This window comes from Methylobacterium sp. WSM2598 (assembly GCF_000379105.1).
In the GTDB taxonomy this organism is placed as follows: Bacteria; Pseudomonadota; Alphaproteobacteria; order Rhizobiales; family Beijerinckiaceae; genus Methylobacterium.
The window spans coordinates 6,599,547-6,619,612 of sequence record NZ_KB900609.1 but is presented as its reverse complement, the minus strand read 5'-3'; the positions used below and the strand labels follow the sequence as shown (position 1 = coordinate 6,619,612).

Here is a 20,066-nt window from a genome sequence, read left to right as displayed (position 1 = left end):
GGGGGGACGGGTGTGCATCGCGCACAGGTAAGTGCGGCGGCACCGGCTTTCACCGGGCCGCCATGCCGCATCATGCCACAGGACGCGCGTCCCGGGGAGCCTCGGAGGCCGCAGCCTCGGAGGCCGTCGCCTCAGAGCCCGTAGCTTTTGGCGAGGTCGGGATCCTTGGCGGCGACGAGCCGGGCGAGGTCCACGATCACCCGCGCCTGCTTCCAGGTCGCGTCGTCCTGCATCTTGCCGTCGATCATCACGGCGCCGGTGCCGTCCGGCATGGCCGCCAGGATGCGCGTGGCGAACGCGACCTCGGCCGGGTCCGGCGCGAACACCGCCTTGGCGATGGCGACCTGGCTCGGATGCAGCGTCCAGGCGCCGGCGCAGCCCATCAGGAAGGCGTTGCGGAACTGCGCCTCGCAGGCGGCGGCGTCGGAGAAGTCGCCGAAGGGGCCGTAGAAGGCCTTGATGCCGTTCGCCTGGCAGGCATCGACCATCTTGGCGATGGTGTAGTGCCAGAGATCCTGCTGCGCGCTCGCCCGCGCGGCCCCGCCCTCGGCCGGGTCGGCGAGGACGCGGTAATCCGGGTGGCCGCCGCCGACCCGGGTCGTCTTCATGCCGCGGGAGGCCGCGAGGTCGGCCGGGCCCAGGCTCATCCCGTGCATGCGCGGCGAGGCGCAGGCGATGGCGTCGACGTTGGCCACGCCCTCGGCCGTCTCCAGGATGGCGTGGACCAGGATCGGCTTGGCGATCCCGGCCCGCGCCTCGAGCTGGGCGAGGAGCTGGTCGATGTAGTGGATGTCCCAGGGCCCCTCGACCTTGGGCACCATCACGACGTCGAGCCGGTCTCCGACCTCGCCGACGATCTCGATCAGGTCGTCGAGGATCCAGGGGCTGTTGAGGGCATTGATGCGCGTCCACAGGCCGGTGCCGGCCGCCGCGAAGTCGGTGGCCTTCGCCATGGCGATGAAGCCCTTGCGCGCGGCGAGCTTCTGGTCGGCCGGGACCGCGTCCTCCAGGTTGCCCAGCACCACGTCGACCTGGCTGGCGAGGTCCGGCACCCGGGCCCGGACCTTGTCGTTGTGGGGCGGCACGAAGTGGATCATCCGCTCGAGGCGCACCGGCAGGTCGCGGAACGGGGCGGGCGCCCCGGTGGCGAGGGGCTGGAAGAAGCGGCGCGGCAGTTTCATGGCGTGATCTCCTGGTGGGGGTCGGGTCCCGTCGGGGGCTTCCCCCGGCCCGAGCCCAGCGCCGCGCGGGGCGGGGAGGCCCGTCCGCCGCCCTGGCTCGCCCGCGAGGGTTAGTGCATGCGCTGCGCCAGCGTAAAGACGCGGGCGCTCCGCCGATGGTCGGGGGCGGACCGGCGGCCGGGAGCGGAGCGTGGATGTCCAGGGATTGTTCGATCTCTTGGCCCCGTTCTTCGGGCTGATCGCCGTCGGCTGGGTCTCGGGGCGCTTCGTGCCGCGGCCCGAGGGGCGGCGGGCTTCGCGTGGCTGCAATTCTGCGTCATCTCCGTGGCGCTGCCCTGCCTGTTCTTCCGCCTCGTCTCGGACGAGCCCCTCGGCGAGACGACGCCGATAGGGCTGGCGGGCGCTTGCGCCCATAGCGGCCACATGGCTCCGCCCCTGGTGCTGGGGGCGCTCGGGCCCGCCGCGGGAGCGCCGGTCGCCCTGATCTTCGTGGCCGACAGCCTGTTCCTGGTCACGGCCGTGCCCCTGCTGATGGCGCTGGCCGGCCACGAGGGGCGGTGCCGTGAGGCGTCGCGCGGGAGCCCTTCGCGCGGCGCGAAGCGCCCCTTGCCCACTCACGCATGTCGGCGCGGCCCCCGTCATGCGATGCGGGGGCCAGGAGGAATCGCCACATGGGACCTGCCCTCGCCCCCGGGAGCCTGCTGCTGCCCGGCCTGATCGCTCTCGGCACGATCCTGCTCTGGGCCACCGCGCGGCTGCCCGAATACCTCACCGCGCTGCTCTTCTTCGCCGCCGCCATGGTGCTGCGGGCCGCGCCCGCCGACGCGGTCTTCGCGGGCTTCCAGTCCGCCGCCTTCTGGCTGGTGCTGAGCGGCTTCGTGATCGGGACGGCGATCCGCAAGGTCGGCCTCGCCGACCGGGTCGCCCGCGCCCTCGCCCCGCATCTCTCGGGCTCCTGGCCGCGCCTCGTCGGCGGCACCGTGGCGCTCGCCTACGCGCTCGCCTTCGTGATGCCCTCCAACATGGGCCGCATCGCCCTGCTCATGCCGATCGTGATGGCGCTGAGCGAGCGCTGCGGCCTCGCCGAGCCGGGGCGGATCGCGCTCGCGCTCGCGGTCGGCTTCGGCACCTACGAACTCTCGGCCAGCATCCTGCCGGCCAACGTCCCCAACCTCGTCATGGCGGGCGCGGCCGAGAGCGCCTACGGACTCCACGTCCCCTACCTGTCCTACCTCGCCCTGCACGCGCCGGTGCTCGGCGTGCTGAAGGGGCTGGTGCTGACCGCCTGCCTGTGCGCGCTGTTTCGCGCGACGCCGCGCCCGGTCGCGCCCGAGCAAGCGGCCCCCTTGAGCCCGGCGGAGCGGCGCCTCGCCCTTCTCCTCGCCGCCACCCTGATCCTCTGGGCCACCGACGCGCTGCACGGCGTGCCCCCGGCCTGGATCGGGCTCGCCGCCGCCTGCCTCTGCCTGCTGCCCCGGATCGGCTTCCTCAGCGGCGAGGATTTCGCCGCGGGGGTCAACATCCGCACCTGCCTCTACATCGCGGGCGTGCTCGGCCTCGCCGCCCTGGTCGCCCGCACCGGCCTCGGCGACGCGATCGGGCGCGAGGTGCTGGCGGTGCTGCCCCGCGACCCCGCGCGGCCGGCGCTCGGCTTCGCGGGCGTGCTCGGCCTCGTCACGGTGCTCAACTTCACGGTCACCGGCAGCGCCGCCCCGGCCCTGTTCACCCCGCTCGCCCGCGCCCTCGCGGACGGAACCGGCCTGCCGCTCGCCGCCGTGGTGATGGCGCAGGTGATCGGCTACGCGACGCCGCTCCTGCCCTACCAGGCGGCGCCGGTCGTCGTGGCCATGGGCATGGCCGGGGTCCCGGCGCGGGCGGGCCTGATCCCCTGCCTCGCCGTCGCCCTCGTCACCTTCGTGCTCCTCGCCCCCCTCGACTACGCCTGGTTCCGCCTCCTCGGCTGGATCCCCTGACCTCCCGCGCGATGTTCAGCCGGCTCACAGTCCCGCGCGGACCAGGCCGAGACGTCGTGGGGCCGCTCCACTGCCGTCGATTCGTGCAAATCCCCGGGTGAGCCGGACGGATCGCCCCGGCGGCACCCGAGGGTGCGCGGATACTTGGGGGCGCAAGTCGAGCCAGCCCCCTCATGTGTCGTCCCGCACATGCGGCCGCGCCGGGCCGGAACGGGGCCGGGAGCGGGGCGTTTCCTCTGCGAGGCGGGCGGCGGAGGACGAGACGATGTCGGGATCGACCCGGCGGCGCGGCATGGCCTGCGCCGCGATTCTGCTCCTCGGGGCGGGCCTCGCGACGCCGGCGACGGCCGGCAACCCGGCGGCCCCCGGACGGCGCGGCGGCGCCCGCACCGAGTTCGCCCGCACCGAGTTCACGGCCGGCGACCTCGCGGCGGCGCGGCCCGAGGGTCTGCCCGCGCAGGTCCGCCTGAACGGCGACGACCCCGCAGCCTTCCGCGACCTCCTGGCCGGGGCGCCGCGGGCCGGGCAGGCGCCCTGGCTCGTGCTCTCGGGCGGGGGCGAGAACGGCGCCTACGCGGCGGGTCTGCTGAAGGGCTGGAGCGGCGCCGGGAACCGGCCGGATTTCGGCGTCGTCACGGGGGTCTCGACCGGCGCGCTGATCGCCCCCTTCGCCTTCGCGGGCGCCCGCTACGACGCGGCCCTCGAACAGGCCTACACGCAGACCACCGCCGCGGACGTGTTCGAGTTCGGGGGCAGCGACGCGGCGCTCACCGACACCTGGCCGCTGAAGCGCCAGATCGAGAAGAGCGTCACGCCCGCGCTCCTCGCCGAGGTCGCGGCCGAGCACCGCAAGGGCCGCCGCCTCCTGGTGGCGACGACCGAGCTCGACAGCGGCCGCCCGGTCCTGTGGGACATGGGGGCCATCGCCGGGATCGGCGGGCCCGCCGGGCTCAAGCTGTTCCGCGAGGTGATGCTCGCCTCGGCGGCGGTCCCCGGGCTCTTCCCGCCGGTGATGATCGACGCGGCCGGCCCGTCCGGCAAGACGTTCCAGGAGATGCATGCGGACGGCGGCACCACCGCCCCGTTCTTCCTGGCGCCGGGCCGCCAGATCCTCGGGGAGGAGCCGGGCGGCCTGCCCGCGCCCGCCGTCTACCTCGTCGTCAACAACAGCCTCGCGCCCGATTTCCAGGTCGCCTCGCGCACGATGCTGAGCGTCCTCGGCCGCTCGCTCTCGGCGGCGATCCGGGCCCAGACCGCCGCGGCGGTCGCGCTCGCCCGCGGCTTCGCGGGCCGGACCGGCCTGACGCTGCACGTGGCGCTGATCGATTCCCGCTTCAGCCGCTGCTCGCCCGCGCCCTTCGACCAGGGCTACATGCGGGCGCTCTTCGCCCATGGCGAGGCGCTCGGGCGCGACGGCACGGCCTTCGACTGGCGGCCGGACGCCGTCACCACGAGCGCGATCGAGGGCAAGGGCGGCGACGCCGAGGTCAAGCGCGGCGACGCCGAGGTCAAGGGCGGCGAAGCCGAAGTCAAGGGCGGCGAGACCGCACGGAAGGGCACGGACCGGCGCGCCGAGGCGGCGCGCTGAGGGCGCCTCACCCGGCCGGGACGAGGCGGGCCCCGGCCGGCCCGGCCTCGACCGCGCGGTAGAAGCAGGAGCGGCGGCCTGTGTGGCAGCAGCCGCCGTCGCCGCCGACCCTCACCCGCAGCAGCAGCGCGTCCTGGTCGCAATCGACCCGGATCTCCACCACGCTCTGGACCTGGCCGCTCGTCGCACCCTTGTGCCAGAGCTCGCCCCGCGAGCGCGACCAGTACCACGCCTCCCCGGTCTCCAGGGTGCGGGCGAGGGAGTCCCGGTTCATGTGGGCGAGCATCAGCACCTCGCCGGTCTCGGCGTCGACGGCGAGCGCCGTGATCAGCCCGTCCGGCCCGAAGCGCGGCGTGAAGGCGGTGCCCTCCTCGACCTGGTGCCGGTCCCCGGGCGGCGCGAAGGCGAGGGCCATCAGCGCTGGTCGCGCACGAGGGTGAGGAAGCGGACCTGCTCGTGCGGGTCCTGCTTGAACACGCCGGTGAACTGGGTGGTGAGCGTCGAGACGCCCGCCTTCTGCACCCCGCGCATCGCCATGCAGAGGTGCTCGGCCTCGACCATCACGGCGACCCCGCGGGGATTGAGCACCGCGTCGATCGTGTCGGCGATCTGGGCCGTCATCGTCTCCTGGGTCTGCAGCCGGCGCGCGAAGGCATCGACCACCCGGGCGAGCTTCGAGAGCCCGACCACGCCCCGGCGCGGGTAATAGGCGATGTGCGCCCGGCCGATGAACGGCACCATGTGGTGCTCGCAATGGGAGTGGAACGGGATGTCGCGCACCAGCACGATGTCGCCGTAGCCCTCGACCTCCTCGAAGACGCGGTCGAGGATGTGGGTCGGCTCCTGGCGGTAGCCGCCGAAGATCTGCTCGTAGGCGCGGGCGACGCGCTGGGGCGTCTCGCGCAGGCCCTCGCGCTCGGGATCGTCGCCGGCCCAGCGGATCAGGGTGCGCACCGCCGCCTCGGCCTCCTGCCGGGTCGGCCGCTCGGTCACGCGCTCGGGGCGGCCCGTGTCGCTGCGCTTGTCGGCGGCGTCCGGCAGGCGGACCGACAAGGACTTCAGCACCGCATCCATGGAGCCTCCCGCCCGCGGGATACGGGCCTCACCTGCGCCTCTTCCCCGCCGGCCCCCGCCCCGGGAGGCCCGCGCCGCCCGCATGGGCGCGCCCACGCGCCGCGCCTCGCGATCCGGGGTCGGGCCGCCTATATCGTGCGTCTGCGTCCGGCGCGCAATGCGCCGGCTGCACGGCAGACCACCATGGTCCGGTGCCGATCCGAAGTCCACGGTGGAGACCATCGTCCCCGGCGGGGGCTCCCTCGTCCAAAGTCCGAAGCGGCCATGCTGAGCGACATCTACAACAGGCGCATCCTCGAACTCGCCGCCGACATCCCCCGGCTCGGCCGCCTGGCGGCCCCGCAGGCGAGCGCGAGCAAGCATTCCAAGCTCTGCGGCTCGACGGTGACGGTCGACCTCGTCACCGAGGGCGGGACCGTCACGGACTTCGCCCACGACGTGAAGGCTTGCGCCCTCGGCCAGGCCTCCTCCTCGCTGATGGCGCGGCACGTGGTCGGGGCGAGCGCCGCGGAGCTGCGCGACCTGCGCGACCAGGTGCGGCGCATGCTCAAGGAGGGGGGACCGGCCCCGGCCGGCAAATGGGCCGCCTTCGCGGTGCTGGAGCCGGTGCGCGACTACAAGGCGCGCCACGCCTCGACGCTCCTCACCTTCGACGCGGTGGTGGAGGCGCTCGATCAGATCGCGGCCCGGCCGAGCCCCGCCGAGGCGGGGGCGTGAGCCTGCCCCGCCGCGCCGCCCACGCGGCGATCCGCGCCTACCAGCTCACGCTGTCGGGCCTCGTCGGGCGCCAGTGCCGGCACTGGCCCTCCTGCTCGGCCTACGCGGACGAGGCGATCCAGCGCCACGGGCTCTGGGCCGGCGGCTGGATGGGCCTCGCCCGGATCTGCCGCTGCGGGCCCTTCGGCACCCACGGCATCGACCTCGTCTGCGAGGCGCTGCCGGAGGGCGCGGCCTGGCACCGGCCCTGGGCCTACGGCCGCTGGTGCGGGGTCAACGCGCCGGCACCCCTCGGCGAGTGAGCCGTCTGGCCTTTTCCGGCCGCGCTGCTATGGAGGCGGCCCCGATCCGATCCGCTTACCTGCACGGTGCGCAGGAGTGAGCCGAAGGAGCCCGTCCCATGCCGATCCTGACATTCCCCGACGGTGCCACCCGCGCCTACGACGCCGCGGTCACCGGCAGCGCGGTGGTCGAAGGCATCGCCAAGTCCCTGGCCAAGCGCACGGTCGCGATGGCCCTCGACGGCCAGGTCCGCGACCTCGACGACGCGATCACGCGCGATGCCCGGATCGAGTTCCTCGACCGCACCGATCCGCGCGCGCTCGAACTGATCCGCCACGATTGCGCGCACGTCCTCGCCGAGGCCGTGCAGTCGCTCTGGCCCGGCACCCAGGTCACGATCGGCCCGGTGATCGAGAACGGCTTCTACTACGACTTCTACCGCGAGACCCCGTTCTCGCCGGAGGACTTCCCGGCGATCGAGGCGCGGATGCGCGAGATCATCGCCCGCGACGCGGCCTTCACCAAGGAGGTCTGGGCCCGCGACGCCGTGCGCGCGCTGTTCGCCGAGAAGGGCGAGAGCTTCAAGGTCGAGCTCGTGGACGCCATCCCGGAGGGCGAGGATCTCAAGATCTACCGGCAGGGCGAGTGGCTCGACCTCTGCCGCGGCCCGCACATGACCTCGACCGGCAAGGTCGGCACGGCCTTCAAGCTGATGAAGGTCGCGGGCGCCTACTGGCGGGGCGACTCGACGAAGCCGATGCTGAGCCGGATCTACGGCACGGCCTGGGCCTCGCAGGCCGACCTCGACGCCTACCTGCACCGGCTGGAGGAGGCCGAGCGGCGCGACCACCGCCGCCTCGGCCGCGAGATGGACCTCTTCCACTTCCAGGAGGAGGGACCGGGCGTCGTGTTCTGGCACCCGAAGGGCTGGACGCTCTTCCAGGAGCTCATCGCCTACATGCGGCGCCGCCTGAAGGCCGATTACCGCGAGGTGAATGCCCCCCAGATCCTCGACAAGGCCCTGTGGGAGACCTCGGGCCACTGGGACTGGTACCGGGAGAACATGTTCGTCACCAAGACCGAGGACGAGCGCGTCTTCGCGATCAAGCCGATGAACTGCCCCGGCCACGTGCAGATCTTCAAGCACGGCTTGAAGTCCTACCGCGACCTGCCGCTGCGCCTGGCCGAGTTCGGCGCCGTGTCGCGCTACGAGCCGTCCGGCGCGCTGCACGGGCTGATGCGGGTGCGCGCCTTCACGCAGGACGACGCCCACGTCTTCTGCACCGAGGCCCAGCTCGCCGCCGAGTGCCTGAAGATCAACGACCTGATCCTCTCGACCTACGCGGATTTCGGCTTCGACGAGATCGTCGTGAAGCTCTCGACCCGGCCGGAGAAGCGGGTCGGCTCGGACGCGCTCTGGGACCACGCCGAGGCGGTGATGACCCGGGTCCTCAGCGAGATCGAGGAGCAGTCGGGGGGACGCATCCGGACCGCGATCAACCCGGGCGAGGGGGCCTTCTACGGGCCGAAATTCGAGTACGTGCTGCGCGACGCGATCGGCCGCGACTGGCAATGCGGCACCACGCAGGTGGACTTCAACCTGCCCGAGCGGTTCGGCGCCTTCTACGTCGACGCGGACGGCCAGAAGAAGACGCCCGTGATGGTGCACCGGGCGATCTGCGGCTCGATGGAGCGCTTCGCCGGGATATTGATCGAGCATTTCGCCGGCCACTTCCCGCTCTGGCTCGCGCCCCTGCAGGTGGTGGTGGCGACGATCACGAGCGACGCCGATCCCTACGCGAGCGACGTGCTGGCCGCCTGCGAGGCGGCGGGGCTGCGGGCCGAGATCGACCTGCGCAACGAGAAGATCAACTACAAGGTCCGCGAGCACTCGCACGCCAAGGTGCCGGTGATGCTGGTGGTCGGGCGCCGCGAGGGCGAGGAGCGGACGGTGTCGATCCGGCGGCTCGGCAGCCAGCAGACCCGCACGCTGCCCCTCGACCAAGCGCTCGCCGACCTCGTCGGCGAGGCCACCACCCCGGATCGCCGCCGCCGCGACGCGGTCGCCGCGACGGTGCCGACGGAGGCCGCCACCCTCGACGCCCATCACGGGGTCGCGGCGGCGCCCTGACGGGGCGCCCCGGCCTCAGCGCTTGCGCACGAATTCGGTGCGCAGCACGAGGCCCTTGATCGTGTCGTGGCGGCAGTCGATCTCCTCGGGGTCGTCGGTCAGCCGGATCGAGCGGATCACCGTGCCCTGCTTGAGAACCTGGTTGGCGCCCTTGACCTTGAGGTCCTTGATCAGGGTGACGGAATCGCCGTCCGCCAGCAGGGTGCCGGAGGCGTCGCGCACCTCCACCCGCGCCGCGGCGGCCGCCGCGGCCGCGACCTCCGCGGCCGGGCGCCACTCGCCGGTCGCCTCGTCGTAGACGTAATCGTCGTCGCCCATCATCCTGGCCCCACCTCGCGCGGACGGTCACGCCTTCTCGCTGCCGCGGGGGCAGATCGCAAGGGGGCCGGAGAGCCGATGTGGGACGGTGAGGCCTTCGTCGGCGCCAAGCTCGCCCTCCTGTGCGGGGCGGACCTCGTCGCCTACCGGCGCGACCGGAATCCGGGCATCCCCTTCCCGGGTCTCTGGGATCTGCCGGGCGGCGGGCGCGAGGGGGACGAATCGCCGGTCGCCTGCGTGCTGCGGGAGCTCGGCGAGGAGTTCGGGATCCGGCTCGCGCCCGGCCGGCTCGCCTGGGCGCGCCGCTACCCGCCCCTCGCCGAGGGCCGCGCGGCGAGCTGGTTCTTCGCCGCCGCGATCGGCCCCGAGGAGGTGGCGCGGATCCGGTTCGGGGATGAGGGCGAGGCCTGGACCATGATGCCGGCCGGGCTCTTCCTGCGCCGCGCCGACGCGGTGCCGTACCTTCAGGCCCGCCTCGCGGATGTCCTGGCCGAGACTCCGCCCGGTTCCGCGCTCGGCCGATGACCCGGGGGCGCCGGCTCGGCGCCGCGATGCCGGTCCCGGCAATCGCTGCGGCGGGCCGTACCGCTCAGAACCCGAACGGGTCCGCGAAGGGCAGGGGGCGGCGGCGCACCGGGGTCTCCGGCAGGATCGGCCGCGCGATGTCGATCGCGACGAGCCCCTCGACCGCCAGCGCCAGCACGGCCGCCACCCCGTCCACGGCGTTCTGCACCACCCCGGCGCAATCGACCAGCCGGCCGGTCCCGCACTCGTCGAGGTAGTGCAGGATGCGCACCCGGTCGCCCGCCGACACGAAGCTGCGCCGGCAGGCCATCACCAGCCGCACCGTCGAGAGCCGCGGCTCGGCCCGCACGGTGGCGGCGCTCTCGATCACGAAGCGGCGCCCGTCCTCGGCCCAGACCGGTTCCCCCGCCACGTAGGCGGTGCGGAGCGGGTGGCGGGCGAGGTCCGCCTCCGCCACCACGTCGACGAGGAGCCCCGGCTCGTCCGTCCGGCTCACTTCGAAATCGGCCGCGTGCGCCACCGCCTCGTCCCCGAGCAGCAGCCGGGCCGGCGCGGGCCCGGCGCGCAGGGTCTCCACGGCCGGGTCGAGGGCCGCGATCGCCAGGAAATCGGCGACGAGCGCCATGCGGGGGGCGGCCGGGGCCGGCGCCGCCCGGCGCCCGCCCGCCCGGGCCGCGCCGCGGCGGGCCCCCGGGCGTTCGAGGAGGGCGGGATCGTGCAGGAGCGGGGCGGTCATGGCGGTGAGGGACTCCCGGAGCGCCGGCAGGCGCGGCCCAGCAGGCCACGCTGCAAGATCTTCTTGGATGAGGTAACAAGAACGATACGCGAACATTGCCCGGCGGGTCAACGACCCGGCAGTGACCGCACCGCAAGCTTGGCCATTATGATCTTGAGCTTCTGCCGGATCTGCGTCGTCTCTAGCCGGAGCTCGGGTCCGAAATGCGGCGGTCGGGCGCGGCTGTGCTTCGCAAAAACGGTACAAATCACTCGCTGTTCGGAGTGATTCGTGCTAGACCAGCGGACGTGGTGGCGGGTGTCCCGCGCGGGCCCCGGCGCCGCCTTCGAGCAGGTGAGATCGATCGCATGAGTGCAACGACCGACAAGCAGATCGCGGAGATCCTCGCGACCTACGGGGAGCCTCTGGCCGGCAACGTCTGGCGGGTGCAGGGAACCGCCGTGATCTATCACAAGGCCCTGGAGCGGATCGCCGCCCAGGCCCGCATCCGCTTCGACGCGCCCGTGATCGTGCGCGCGGAGCGCGACGAGGCGGTGATCCTGGTCACCGGGCACATGCCGGGCCCGAACGGCGAGCGCAGCGAGTGGTCGATCGGCGAGGCGCTCATCGGCGTGAACTACAAGATCGGCGGCAAGCAGCCGGCCTACGTCTACGCCATGGCGGAGAAGCGGGCGAAGGACCGCGTGATCCTGAAGCTCGTGGGGCTCCACGGCCTGCTCTACTCGGAGGATGAGGCGGACGAGTTCAGGGCCTCCCGGCCCGACCTCCAGGGCGGCGCCTCCGCGCCGCACGGCGCCGTCGCGTCGCAGGCCGGCGCATCGGCCGCGCGGGCCAAGCCGGCGCGGATCCAGGCGCCCGACGAGGAGGACGCGGAGGATCTCGCGGACGCCACCCGCGAGGGCGAGGCCCTGCCGGACGCCTCCCAGGCGGCGGAGGCCGACCTGAAGGCCGAGATCGACAAGGCCAAGAGCATCAACGCCGTCACCGACCTGATGCTCGACCCCGCGACCCAGGCGCGGCTCGCCGCCATGGCGCCGGGGCTGCGCGACGAGGTGCGCGAGCACGCCAAGCAGCGCCTCGTGGCCCTCGGCTGGCCGGCGAAGAGCCGCAAGGCCGCCGCGGCCTGAGTCGCGCGGGAGCCCGCGGCCCGAGCCGCGACGGGCGGGCGGTCCGGCCTCCGGGCCGCCCGCCCGTGTGCGGAGGCGCACCCGCTGCGCTCTTTTGCTGAATCGTGAACGGAATCCGGCCGCGCACCGCCTTGCGGGCGCGCGCCGATGCCGCAACATGGGGGTGGGAGACATCGACATCCGCGAGGAGCGGGTTGGCGAGGGGCCGACGCGGCACCGGGCGGGGCGTTCCGCCGAGGCCGGACGCGGGGGCTCGTGGCCGGCGCGCCCTTGATTCGGTTCATCAAGAGCAAGATGATGCGCTGGTGGTCAAGCTTCCGTGAGCCCGCCGGGAGAACCGTTCAGGGCGATGCAACCAGTGGACTGGATTCCCGTTCCATGGCTATGAGCGAGTCCGGTGCCGCCAAGACGCAACCCGTGATCCTGGTCGTCGAGGACGAGCCGGAGGAGCGCTTCCTCGCGGCCACGCTTCTCGAGGAGACCGGCTTCCGCGTCATCGAGGCCGACACCGCCGAGAAGGCCCTCGCCATCCTGCGCGAGCGGGGCGGGGAGGTGAACGTCGTCTTCTCCGACGTGCGCACCCCGGGGCCGATCGGCGGGTTCGAACTCGCGCGGATCATCGGCGTGACCTGGCCGCGCGTCCACGTGCTGCTGACCTCGGGCGATGCCGGCGACCAGCCGAGCGACCTGCGGATGTCGGCCACCTTCATTCCGAAACCCTGGCGGGCCCTCGACATCCTCACCCTCGTCGAGCAGGCCGCCGGCTACCACGGCGGGCGCTCGGCCGTGGGCGACGCCAGCGCCGGCTGAGCGCCGCCGCGCCCGTTCCGGGCGCGCGGTGACGTTGCGGAACCGGCCGGTCACCGCCGCGCGGGCGCGAATGCGGTCCCAGTCGTTCCGGGCGCGCCCGCCCGTGACGGCCGTGCAAGGTTGACGACCGAGAATCGCATCATCGCACCCTCGATCCGGAGGATCTGCGCAACCCGGCCCGGGGAGCCGCGTTGTTACTCGGGATTTGTTGACGCCTGCCGCCTCACGGTCCCGCGCGGCTGTTGCAAACCGGAGGCAGGGCACCCGCCCGAAGACGATCCATGAAGGTCATCCCGAGCAACCACGCGGCGAGCTTCGGCCAGACGCATGCGACGGCCTCGTCGCTGGCGGACGCCCTGCTGCTCGCCAAACTCGGGCACGATCTGCGCTCGCTCTACACCGACACGGTCAACCAGCCCGTGCCGGAGACCCTCACCCAGCTGATCGCGCAGCTCGACGCGCTCGACCGGGAGCGGCGCGAGGAGCGCTGACGGGCGCTCGTCCGTCAGCGCTCCTCGCCGCTGGACTGTACCGCGGAAGCGACACACCTGCCCGTGCCGGGCCGCGTGCGACCGATGAAGCCTTGAGATTGCGGGCGAAGTGGTGTCGGGTGGGGCGGATCGACGGTCCGGCTACCGCCGGCGGATCCCCGCTCGTCCCGGTCGCATGCGCCTCACGATCCGTTCCTGCCACGCCCTCGTCCTGACACTCGGCCTCTGCGCGGGGATCGGTCAGGCGGGGGCTGCCACGCCGCCCGCCCAGCCCAAGGAGGGACCGGGCGGCCAGGCCTACACCGCGTCCTCGGTGGTGAAGCGGGCGCTCGGCCGGACGGGGGCGATCACCTTCGCGTTCTACGGCAGCGGCCCGGCCCCGGCCGAGGGCCGGCCGGTCGCGGTGGTGCTGCACGCCTGGGGCGCGGTCAACCCGCAATCCTACGGCTCCTGGATCGAGCACCTCGCCCGCGAGGGCTACCTCGTCCTGTTCCCCCGCTTCCAGGAGGTGAACCGCACGCGTCCGGCCGATGCCAGCGCGGCGGCGACCCGGATGGTCAAGGACGCGCTCGACGCGCTCGCGGGCGACCCCGAGGCCAAGCCGGACCCGGCCCGGCTCGCGCTGATCGGCCACCTCGCGGGCGTGCCGATCGCCGCCAACCTCGCGGCGGACGCGGCGGAGGCCGGCCTGCCGGCCCCGAAGCTGATCTTCGGCGCCATGCCGGGGGGCATCGCCCGGGACGAGAAGACCCGCGGCATCGCGCTCCACGACCTCTCCCGGATCGCGCCCGGCACGCTCCTCATCACCATCATCGGCGACCGGGACGCGCGGGCGGCCGATCTCGCGGCGCGCCGCCTGATGCGCGAGACCGCGGCGGTTCCCCCCGCCCGCAAGCTGCTGATGCGGGTGCTCTCGGACGATCACGGCTTCCCGGCCCTCTCGGCGACCCTGGCCTCTCCGGCCGGCAGCAACGCCGCCTACGACGCGGCGGCGATCAAGCTGCCGCCCGAGCCGCCCAAGGATCAGAGGCAGAAGCCGCCGCCCTTCAAGTGGTCCGCCGACATGGCGCTCACCGGGGAGCAGACGACCCTCGTCGCGCAGATCAACGCGGCGGGGACCGACACCCTCGACTACCTGGGCTTCTGGAAGACCTTCGACATGGCGGCGGCCGCCGCCTTCGCGGGGCAGGACGCCGCCTCGCTCAAGGCCAATCCGCGCTTCACCGACATGGAGCGCTGGAGCGACGGCTGGCCGGTGCGCCGCCTCGCCGCCGAGAGCCCGCGCCCGCCGGCCGAGCGGCCGGCCGCCACGGCCGCCACCGCCGCCAAGCCCGCTTCCGCCAAGCCCGCTTCCGCCAAGCCCGCCGCCCCGAAGCCGGGCCCGCGCCCGGTCGGCCAGCGCCCGCGGCACTGACGCCCCTGTCCGGGAGGTCCCGATGCAGCTCTACCACTCGGTGACGTCGCCCTTCGTCCGCAAGGTGATGGTGACGGCCCACGAACTCGGCCTGGTCGGCCGGCTGGAACTGGTGCCCGCGGCGGCCCATCCGGTGAACCGGGACGGCGGCCTCGTCGCCCGCAACCCCCTCGGCCAGGTGCCGACCCTGGTCCTCGACGACGGCACCGTGCTGGCCGACAGCCGGGTCATCTGCGAGTACCTCGACCATGTCGGGGAAGGCGGGCTGTTCCCGCGCAACGCCACCCGCTGGGGCGTGCTGACGGCCCAGTCCCTCGGCGACGGCCTGCTCGACGCAGCCCTGGTGACCGTCTACGAGACCCGCGTGCGGGCGGAGAACGAGCGCTCGGAGGCCTGGGTGGCGGGCCAGCGCGCCAAGATCGAGTGCGCGCTCCAGGCGATCGAGGCGGCTGCGCCGGGCCTCGGGGACCGGCTCGACATCGGCACCATCACGTTCGGCTGCGCCCTCGGCTACCTCGACCTGCGCTTCCCCGAGATCGACTGGCACGGCCGCTACCCGGCGGCGGACGCGTGGTTCGCCCGCTTCGGCGCCCGGCCCTCGATGCAGGCGACGCGGCCGGTCTGATCCCGGCTGGCCCCGGCCTTGCACGGAGGCCCGGACATCTCCGGGCCGGAACCATGAACGACTTCCTCGCGCTCCTCCTCGCCGCGCTCGCCTTCTGCGGCGCGTTCCTGCTCCTCGGCCTCGCCGTGCGGCTGGCGCACCAGCTCCAGCTCGGCTCGCCCTACCTCAGCGACGGCAACTTCCTGCAGGTCGCCCTGGCCCTCGGCCTCGCCGTGGCGACCTGGCGGCGGGCGACGCGGGCGGCCTGATCCGGGCATCGGGGCGCGCAGGCCGGGCGGGTCCCTTGCGGGCGCCGCGGCGGGGAGCCATGCGGGCGCCGGATGGCGGTCCTGCTCCCCGGCCGGTTGCGGGAGGACGGGGTTTCTCGCGAGTCTCCCGGGGCACGCGAGACTGCCCCCATGCCCGACCGCCTCATCGGAAAAACCGCGATCGTCTTCGGCGCCGGCTCGGCCGGAACGGGCTGGGGCAACGGCAAGGCCGCGGCCGTGGCCTTCGCGCGCGAGGGCGCGCGGGTGGTCTGCGTCGACCGGCTGGCCGAGGCCGCCGAGGAGACCGCCCACCTGATCGCCGAGGAGGGCAACGACGCCGAGGCGCTCGCCGCGGACGTGACCGATTCCGAGGCGGTGGTGCGGGCCGTCGCGGCGGCCGAGCGGCGCTTCGGGGGCATCGACATCCTGCACAACAATGTCGGCCTGGCCGAGCCCGGCGGGCCGGAGGACCTCGACGAGGCGGCGTGGCGGCGCGCCATCGAGGTGAATGTCGGCGGGGTCTGGCGCACCTGCCGGGCCGTGCTGCCCGGCATGCGGGCGCGCCGGCGGGGGGCCGTCGTCAACATCTCGTCCGTGGCCTCGATCCGCTGGACCGGGGCAGCGGCCTTCGCCTACGGGGCCGCCAAGGCCGCGGTGAACCAGGCGACGGTCGCGGTGGCGATGCAATATGCCCGCGACGGCATCCGGGCGAACGCCATCCTGCCGGGGCTCCTCGACACGTCCCTGCGCGACGATTGCCGGGCGGCCGGGACCCGCGACGCGGGCCGCGACCGGCTCGTGCCCCTCGGGCGGCTCGGCGAGGCCTGGGACATCGCCCACGCGGCGGTGTTCCTGGCCTCGGACGAGGCCCGCTTTATCACCGGCGTCTGCCTGCCGGTCGATGGCGGCCAGAGCTGCAGCATGGCCCACCTCGCCTGAGGGGGCGAGCCGCCGACGCTCAGAACGGCGCCGGCATGGTGAAGCTGTAGTCGACCCGCGTGCCGAAGATGAACTGGTCGGGCGTGCCGAAGCGGCCGCGCACCAGCGGGCTCGCCCCGGCATCCGCGACGATGCGATTGTAGCTCGCGTAGCCGGTGGCCGACCATTGCTCGTTGAACGTGTAGGTGAGGGCGGCGAGCGCCCCGACCGTCACGTAAGTGTCGGGCCGGTAGGGGGTGACGAGGCCGTTGAGGGCGGCCTCGTCCGGCGTCACGCCGAAATAGCGGCGGGCGAAGGACTCGTCGCCGAAATTGAAGCGCGGGCCGAGCGAGAGGACGAAGCGGTCGACGGGCTGCACGTAGTCGAGCGCCACCGTGCCGACGAGGCCGTGATGGCCGAAGACGCCGTGGCGCAGCTCGCCCCGCGCGCGCAGGATCGGGATCGGCCAGAACTCGACGAAGATCCCGGGCTCCACCGACCAGCGCACGTCCTTGAAGCCGAACAGGGCCTTGCGGTTGTCGCCGAAGTAGCGGCCCGTCAGGATGCGGGCGGTCGGCCCGATCCGCAGGCTCGGCGAGTCGTAGAGCGCGAAGCTGATCCCGTCGTCCGGGGCCGAGAAGCGCTTCGGCTCGCCGAGCCGGCGAATGCTGCCGGACGGATAGACGATCCCCGTATAGTCCTTGCTGCCGGGATATTGCGGCATGGCCTGGACGTTGGCGGAGAGCGTGACGACCCACATCGGGGGCGGCGCCTCGACGAAGGCCGGCACCGGGCGGGGCGTCAGGTCGGCGGCGAGCGCGGCCGCCGGCAGGAATGCCCCCGCGGCCGCGACGAAGCGAGCGAGGCGCGGGAGGGGGAGGCCCGCCATCAGCTGTTCGATCAGATCCATGGCCAGGATCTTAGGCCGCGGCGCGTCGATGACCTACCAACCGGACCGTGAAGCGTGGCGATTAGCCGGCCCTGTGTCACCGCGGCAACGCACGAGAAACAACGGAAAGTCAGCCGCGACGAGGCGGCAGATCGCGAAGTTTTCTTCATGCCCGTGACAAATTGGGCGCGCCCGGCGGCAATATCGGAGCAGCAGGGCCCGAGATGGCGCCGTCGCCTGCCCCAGGGGCGGCCGGCGATGCGCGGCCCGGGCCGGGTGGCGCGGGCCGCGCGCTCATGCGGGATCCGGTTGATCAAAGCGGATCCCGGATCCCAAGCCCGCGCGGCGCCTGAGCGAAGCCGCCATCCGCATGGCCGAAATCGGAGATGGCGAAGCCATCAACCGGATGGCGGTTCAGAAGTAGGACTTGAGCGTGCCGCGGCGGCGCACGTCCAGCGTCGCGCAGTGGAAGGAGCCGCCGAACGGCCCGTAGGACAGGAAGGGCGCCGGGATCGGGTCGAAGCCCCAGCCCTTCAGCGCCTTGATCAGGGTCGGCTGGCTCGCGTCGACGACGACTTTCTTCTCGTCGAGCATCAGCACGTTGATCGAGGTCCAGGGCGAGCACATCGAGATCCTGCTCATGAAGCCCTCGACCGGGTCGGGCCGCGGGGCGATCAGCACGTCCCAGGACTTCAGGACCTTCGGCAGGCGCTCGACGTCGACGTAGTCGGGGTTGACCAGCACCTTGCCGGGGGCGAGCGGCATGAAGGAGGAATCGATGTGCATCGGCTGCGGGCAGCGGCTCTCGATCTCGTGGATGCGGAAGCCCGGCCCGAGGTGGCGGCGCAGCCACTCGATGCCCATCAGGTTGGTCACGTTCGAGCGGGTGACGAAGAGGTCGCGCCCGCAGCGCACGAAGTCGGCCGCGTCGAAGACCGGCTCGAACTCGTTGACCGTGTAGCGCATCGGCTCGCCGGCCTTCAGGTTCGGCACCCGGTAATCGTAATTGTAGAGCTCGTCGGTGAGCTGGGGCCGCGGCGCCGAGGTCCAGCGGGCGCCGGCCCGGAAGTACTCCTTGAACAGCGAGCGGTAGGCGTCGCCCTCGAAGTAGCGCGAGCGCCAGCACATCGGCGACTCGATGATCTCGTCGCCGATCACCAGGTAGGGGTCGCGCGGGCAGGCGACGCAGAAGCCGCGCGAGGTCCAGCGCGGGGCCCTGAACTTCTTCGAGAAGTCGACCGCGTCGGGACGGCGCACCCTGACGCCCTCGCCCGCCAGGATGCGGATGAAGTTGTCGAGCTCGGCCTGCGCGAGCTTCTTCATGAATTTCGGGTATTTCCAGCCCGAGGCGAGCCGGTAGAAGGGCTGGGCGGCCCGCGGCAGGTTGAAGATCACCGTGAGGTGGTGGGTCGGGATCGTCGCCCCGTCGAGGCTGCCGACGATCACCTCCTCGAGCGGGTCCCACTCGTTCCAGGCCATGACGGGCGATCGGGGCGCGGGCACCCGGTGGCTGCCCGCCTGCGGCCCCTCATGGCCGCTCGCCTGCGGCCCCTCATGGCCGCTCGCCCCCGTGTCGAGGAGATCCCGGCCAGCGGCGGCGTCGAGCAGGTTCTGCCCGCTGTCGATGGTCGTCTCCCGGTCCATGTCGTCTCCTTCTCGGCCGTTGCAAATCGGCCTCATTGGGGCGCTTCCGCATCCGGCGCGAACCGCGCCCCGACCGGAAAAGCGCCCTGCGCCATAATCTTGCGGGCATTTCCGGTCATGCGCCCTGGAGGCTGGCGCGGCGCGTTTACCCGGCACTGTGTCCGGCCGGTGATAGACAGGCGGTGGCGGAGCTGCAACGTCACCCGGGACACGCTGATGATTTGCGCCGCATCCGTTGCACGAATGGCGCGCATTCCGGGGCCGGCCAGCGGCCGCGGCAACTGAAAGAGGACCATGAGGCGTCTCACCACCCTGGCCCTGGCGGCAGGCCTGTGCACCGCCATCGGCCTGTTCGTGTCCTCGGGGCCCGAGGCCGTCATGGAGGCGGCCTGGACGGCCGGGTGGGGCGCCGCCCTGGTGGTCCTCGCCCGCGTGGTCGCAGTCGCCTGGGCGGGGCTCGGTTGGTGGGCGGTCTTCCCCGCCGCGTCCCGGCCCGCCCTGCGGGTCTGCGTCGCCATCCGGTTCGTCCGCGAGGGCATTAACACGCTGCTGCCGGTGGCGCAGGTCGGCGGCGACCTGATCGGGGCGCGGCTCCTGACCCTGCAGCGGGTGCCGGGGGGGCTGGCGGGCGCGAGCATGTTCGTCGACCTGATGCTCCAGGCGCTGACGCAGTTCCTGTTCACGGTGATCGGGCTCGGCCTGCTCGTGGCGCTCGGCGGCGAGGGGCCGATCGTGCACTACGTCACGGTCGGGCTCCTGATCGCGGCGCCGGCCCTCGGCGCCTTCTACCTCGTGCAGCGGCGCCACGGGCACCGGCTGCTCCAGGCCGCCCTGCGCCGCTTCGCGAGCGGGCGCGAGTGGCGGGCGCTCGGCGCCGTCGACGTGCTCTACGACTGCCTGCGCGGGCTCTACGGGGCGCCGCGCCGGATCGCCACGGCGAGCGGCCTGCACCTCGTCGGCTGGGTGATCGGCGCGCTCGAAGTCTGGGTGGTGCTGCACTTCATGGGCTACGGCGCCCCGTTCCTGGAGGCGCTGGTGATCGAGAGCCTCGCCCAGGCCGTGCGCGGCGCCGCCTTCGCGGTGCCCGGCGCCCTCGGTGCCCAGGAGGGCGGCCTGATCGCCCTCTGCGCGGTGTTCGGCATCCCGGCCGAGTCGGCCCTCGCCCTGTCCCTGGTCAAGCGGGTCGCGGATCTGGCGGTCGGCGTGCCGAGTCTCGGCCTCTGGCATGCCCTGGAGAGCCGCGCCCGCGGCGAGACGACCGGGCTCGGGTCGTCCCTGCGCTCGCTGTTCGGGTCGGCGCCGATCGCGCCGCCCCTCGATCCCGCCTACGGCTACGCGCCGGCGGCGGCCGACGCCAAAAGGGGAGAGTGACGCT

Annotated in this window: 22 protein-coding genes; 14 read left to right on the top strand and 8 right to left on the bottom strand. The window is 73.2% G+C overall.

What is annotated here, in order from left to right; all coding sequences use genetic code 11:
* Nucleotides 1–131: 131 nt before the first annotated feature.
* On the bottom strand, nucleotides 132–1,181 hold the full coding sequence (locus MET2598_RS0130780; protein ID WP_018263475.1) for an HpcH/HpaI aldolase/citrate lyase family protein: 1,050 nt from the start codon (nucleotides 1,179–1,181) through the stop codon (nucleotides 132–134).
* Between the two features lie 671 nt (nucleotides 1,182–1,852).
* Between MET2598_RS0130780 and MET2598_RS0130770 the strand changes: the two genes are divergently transcribed.
* Nucleotides 1,853–3,154: an SLC13 family permease gene (locus tag MET2598_RS0130770; RefSeq protein ID WP_012335960.1), complete on the top strand. Its 1,302-nt coding sequence runs from the start codon at nucleotides 1,853–1,855 to the stop codon at nucleotides 3,152–3,154.
* 265 nt (nucleotides 3,155–3,419) lie between these two features.
* Nucleotides 3,420–4,742, top strand: a complete 1,323-nt coding sequence (locus MET2598_RS0130765; RefSeq protein WP_018263473.1) for a patatin-like phospholipase family protein — start codon at nucleotides 3,420–3,422, stop codon at nucleotides 4,740–4,742.
* A 7-nt stretch (nucleotides 4,743–4,749) separates the two neighbouring features.
* Here MET2598_RS0130765 and hisI read toward each other — a convergent pair whose 3' ends face one another.
* Nucleotides 4,750–5,157 carry a phosphoribosyl-AMP cyclohydrolase gene (gene hisI / locus MET2598_RS0130760; protein ID WP_018263472.1) on the bottom strand — a complete coding sequence of 136 codons (408 nt, stop codon included), beginning with the start codon at nucleotides 5,155–5,157 and terminating at the stop codon, nucleotides 4,750–4,752.
* On the bottom strand, nucleotides 5,157–5,816 hold the full coding sequence (folE, locus tag MET2598_RS0130755) for a GTP cyclohydrolase I FolE (protein ID WP_012335963.1): 660 nt from the start codon (nucleotides 5,814–5,816) through the stop codon (nucleotides 5,157–5,159). Before folE ends, hisI begins: the two co-directional genes overlap by 1 nt.
* Nucleotides 5,817–6,080: 264 nt before the next feature.
* Between folE and MET2598_RS0130750 the strand changes: the two genes are divergently transcribed.
* From MET2598_RS0130750 to thrS, 3 genes are all read left to right on the top strand, one after another.
* On the top strand, nucleotides 6,081–6,533 hold the full coding sequence (locus MET2598_RS0130750; RefSeq protein WP_012335964.1) for an iron-sulfur cluster assembly scaffold protein: 453 nt from the start codon (nucleotides 6,081–6,083) through the stop codon (nucleotides 6,531–6,533).
* A complete protein-coding gene (gene yidD, locus MET2598_RS0130745; protein ID WP_018263471.1) occupies nucleotides 6,530–6,835 on the top strand; it encodes a membrane protein insertion efficiency factor YidD in 306 nt (101 codons plus the stop codon). The genes MET2598_RS0130750 and yidD overlap by 4 nt, the downstream gene beginning before the upstream one ends.
* A gap of 98 nt (nucleotides 6,836–6,933) precedes the next feature.
* The gene (gene thrS, locus MET2598_RS0130740) at nucleotides 6,934–8,946 is read left to right on the top strand and encodes a threonine--tRNA ligase (protein WP_018263470.1); all 2,013 of its coding nucleotides are present in this window, start codon (nucleotides 6,934–6,936) and stop codon (nucleotides 8,944–8,946) included.
* A gap of 15 nt (nucleotides 8,947–8,961) precedes the next feature.
* On the opposite strand, the gene MET2598_RS0130735 is transcribed toward thrS, so the two are convergent.
* Nucleotides 8,962–9,264, bottom strand: coding sequence for an alkylphosphonate utilization protein (locus tag MET2598_RS0130735; protein WP_018263469.1), 303 nt, complete (start codon nucleotides 9,262–9,264; stop codon nucleotides 8,962–8,964).
* 78 nt (nucleotides 9,265–9,342) lie between these two features.
* Between MET2598_RS0130735 and MET2598_RS0130730 the strand changes: the two genes are divergently transcribed.
* Nucleotides 9,343–9,789, top strand: a complete 447-nt coding sequence (locus MET2598_RS0130730) for an NUDIX hydrolase (RefSeq protein ID WP_012335968.1) — start codon at nucleotides 9,343–9,345, stop codon at nucleotides 9,787–9,789.
* Between the two features lie 64 nt (nucleotides 9,790–9,853).
* Here MET2598_RS0130730 and MET2598_RS0130725 read toward each other — a convergent pair whose 3' ends face one another.
* A complete protein-coding gene (locus MET2598_RS0130725; RefSeq protein WP_012335969.1) occupies nucleotides 9,854–10,525 on the bottom strand; it encodes a hypothetical protein in 672 nt (223 codons plus the stop codon).
* A 347-nt stretch (nucleotides 10,526–10,872) separates the two neighbouring features.
* Here MET2598_RS0130725 and MET2598_RS0130720 point away from each other — a divergent pair, with 347 nt between their 5' ends.
* From MET2598_RS0130720 to MET2598_RS0130690, 7 genes are all read left to right on the top strand, one after another.
* Complete coding sequence (locus tag MET2598_RS0130720; RefSeq protein ID WP_018263468.1) at nucleotides 10,873–11,652, top strand: hypothetical protein; 780 nt, start codon at nucleotides 10,873–10,875, stop codon at nucleotides 11,650–11,652.
* Between the two features lie 384 nt (nucleotides 11,653–12,036).
* Complete coding sequence (locus MET2598_RS0130715) at nucleotides 12,037–12,462, top strand: response regulator (protein WP_012335971.1); 426 nt, start codon at nucleotides 12,037–12,039, stop codon at nucleotides 12,460–12,462.
* Between the two features lie 281 nt (nucleotides 12,463–12,743).
* Nucleotides 12,744–12,953: a NepR family anti-sigma factor gene (locus tag MET2598_RS0130710; protein ID WP_012335972.1), complete on the top strand. Its 210-nt coding sequence runs from the start codon at nucleotides 12,744–12,746 to the stop codon at nucleotides 12,951–12,953.
* 175 nt (nucleotides 12,954–13,128) lie between these two features.
* On the top strand, nucleotides 13,129–14,367 hold the full coding sequence (locus MET2598_RS0130705; protein WP_018263467.1) for an alpha/beta hydrolase family protein: 1,239 nt from the start codon (nucleotides 13,129–13,131) through the stop codon (nucleotides 14,365–14,367).
* Nucleotides 14,368–14,389: 22 nt separating this feature from the next.
* Nucleotides 14,390–14,992 carry a glutathione S-transferase gene (locus MET2598_RS0130700; protein ID WP_018263466.1) on the top strand — a complete coding sequence of 201 codons (603 nt, stop codon included), beginning with the start codon at nucleotides 14,390–14,392 and terminating at the stop codon, nucleotides 14,990–14,992.
* A gap of 53 nt (nucleotides 14,993–15,045) precedes the next feature.
* Nucleotides 15,046–15,240: a hypothetical protein gene (locus MET2598_RS0130695; RefSeq protein WP_012335975.1), complete on the top strand. Its 195-nt coding sequence runs from the start codon at nucleotides 15,046–15,048 to the stop codon at nucleotides 15,238–15,240.
* A 150-nt stretch (nucleotides 15,241–15,390) separates the two neighbouring features.
* Nucleotides 15,391–16,179 carry an SDR family NAD(P)-dependent oxidoreductase gene (locus MET2598_RS0130690; protein WP_012335976.1) on the top strand — a complete coding sequence of 263 codons (789 nt, stop codon included), beginning with the start codon at nucleotides 15,391–15,393 and terminating at the stop codon, nucleotides 16,177–16,179.
* A gap of 19 nt (nucleotides 16,180–16,198) precedes the next feature.
* Here the strand turns inward: MET2598_RS0130690 and MET2598_RS0130685 are convergent, their stop codons facing one another.
* The 3 genes from MET2598_RS0130685 to MET2598_RS41680 form a co-directional block, all read right to left on the bottom strand.
* The gene (locus MET2598_RS0130685) at nucleotides 16,199–17,068 is read right to left on the bottom strand and encodes a MipA/OmpV family protein (protein ID WP_018263465.1); all 870 of its coding nucleotides are present in this window, start codon (nucleotides 17,066–17,068) and stop codon (nucleotides 16,199–16,201) included.
* 393 nt (nucleotides 17,069–17,461) lie between these two features.
* On the bottom strand, nucleotides 17,462–18,691 hold the full coding sequence (locus MET2598_RS0130680) for an amidinotransferase (protein WP_018263464.1): 1,230 nt from the start codon (nucleotides 18,689–18,691) through the stop codon (nucleotides 17,462–17,464).
* Nucleotides 18,692–18,723: 32 nt separating this feature from the next.
* The gene (locus MET2598_RS41680) at nucleotides 18,724–18,987 is read right to left on the bottom strand and encodes a hypothetical protein (RefSeq protein ID WP_157182290.1); all 264 of its coding nucleotides are present in this window, start codon (nucleotides 18,985–18,987) and stop codon (nucleotides 18,724–18,726) included.
* Between MET2598_RS41680 and MET2598_RS0130675 the strand changes: the two genes are divergently transcribed.
* Nucleotides 18,986–20,062, top strand: a complete 1,077-nt coding sequence (locus tag MET2598_RS0130675; protein ID WP_012335979.1) for a flippase-like domain-containing protein — start codon at nucleotides 18,986–18,988, stop codon at nucleotides 20,060–20,062. The genes MET2598_RS41680 and MET2598_RS0130675 overlap by 2 nt on opposite strands.
* The last annotated feature ends 4 nt before the right edge of the window (nucleotides 20,063–20,066 follow it).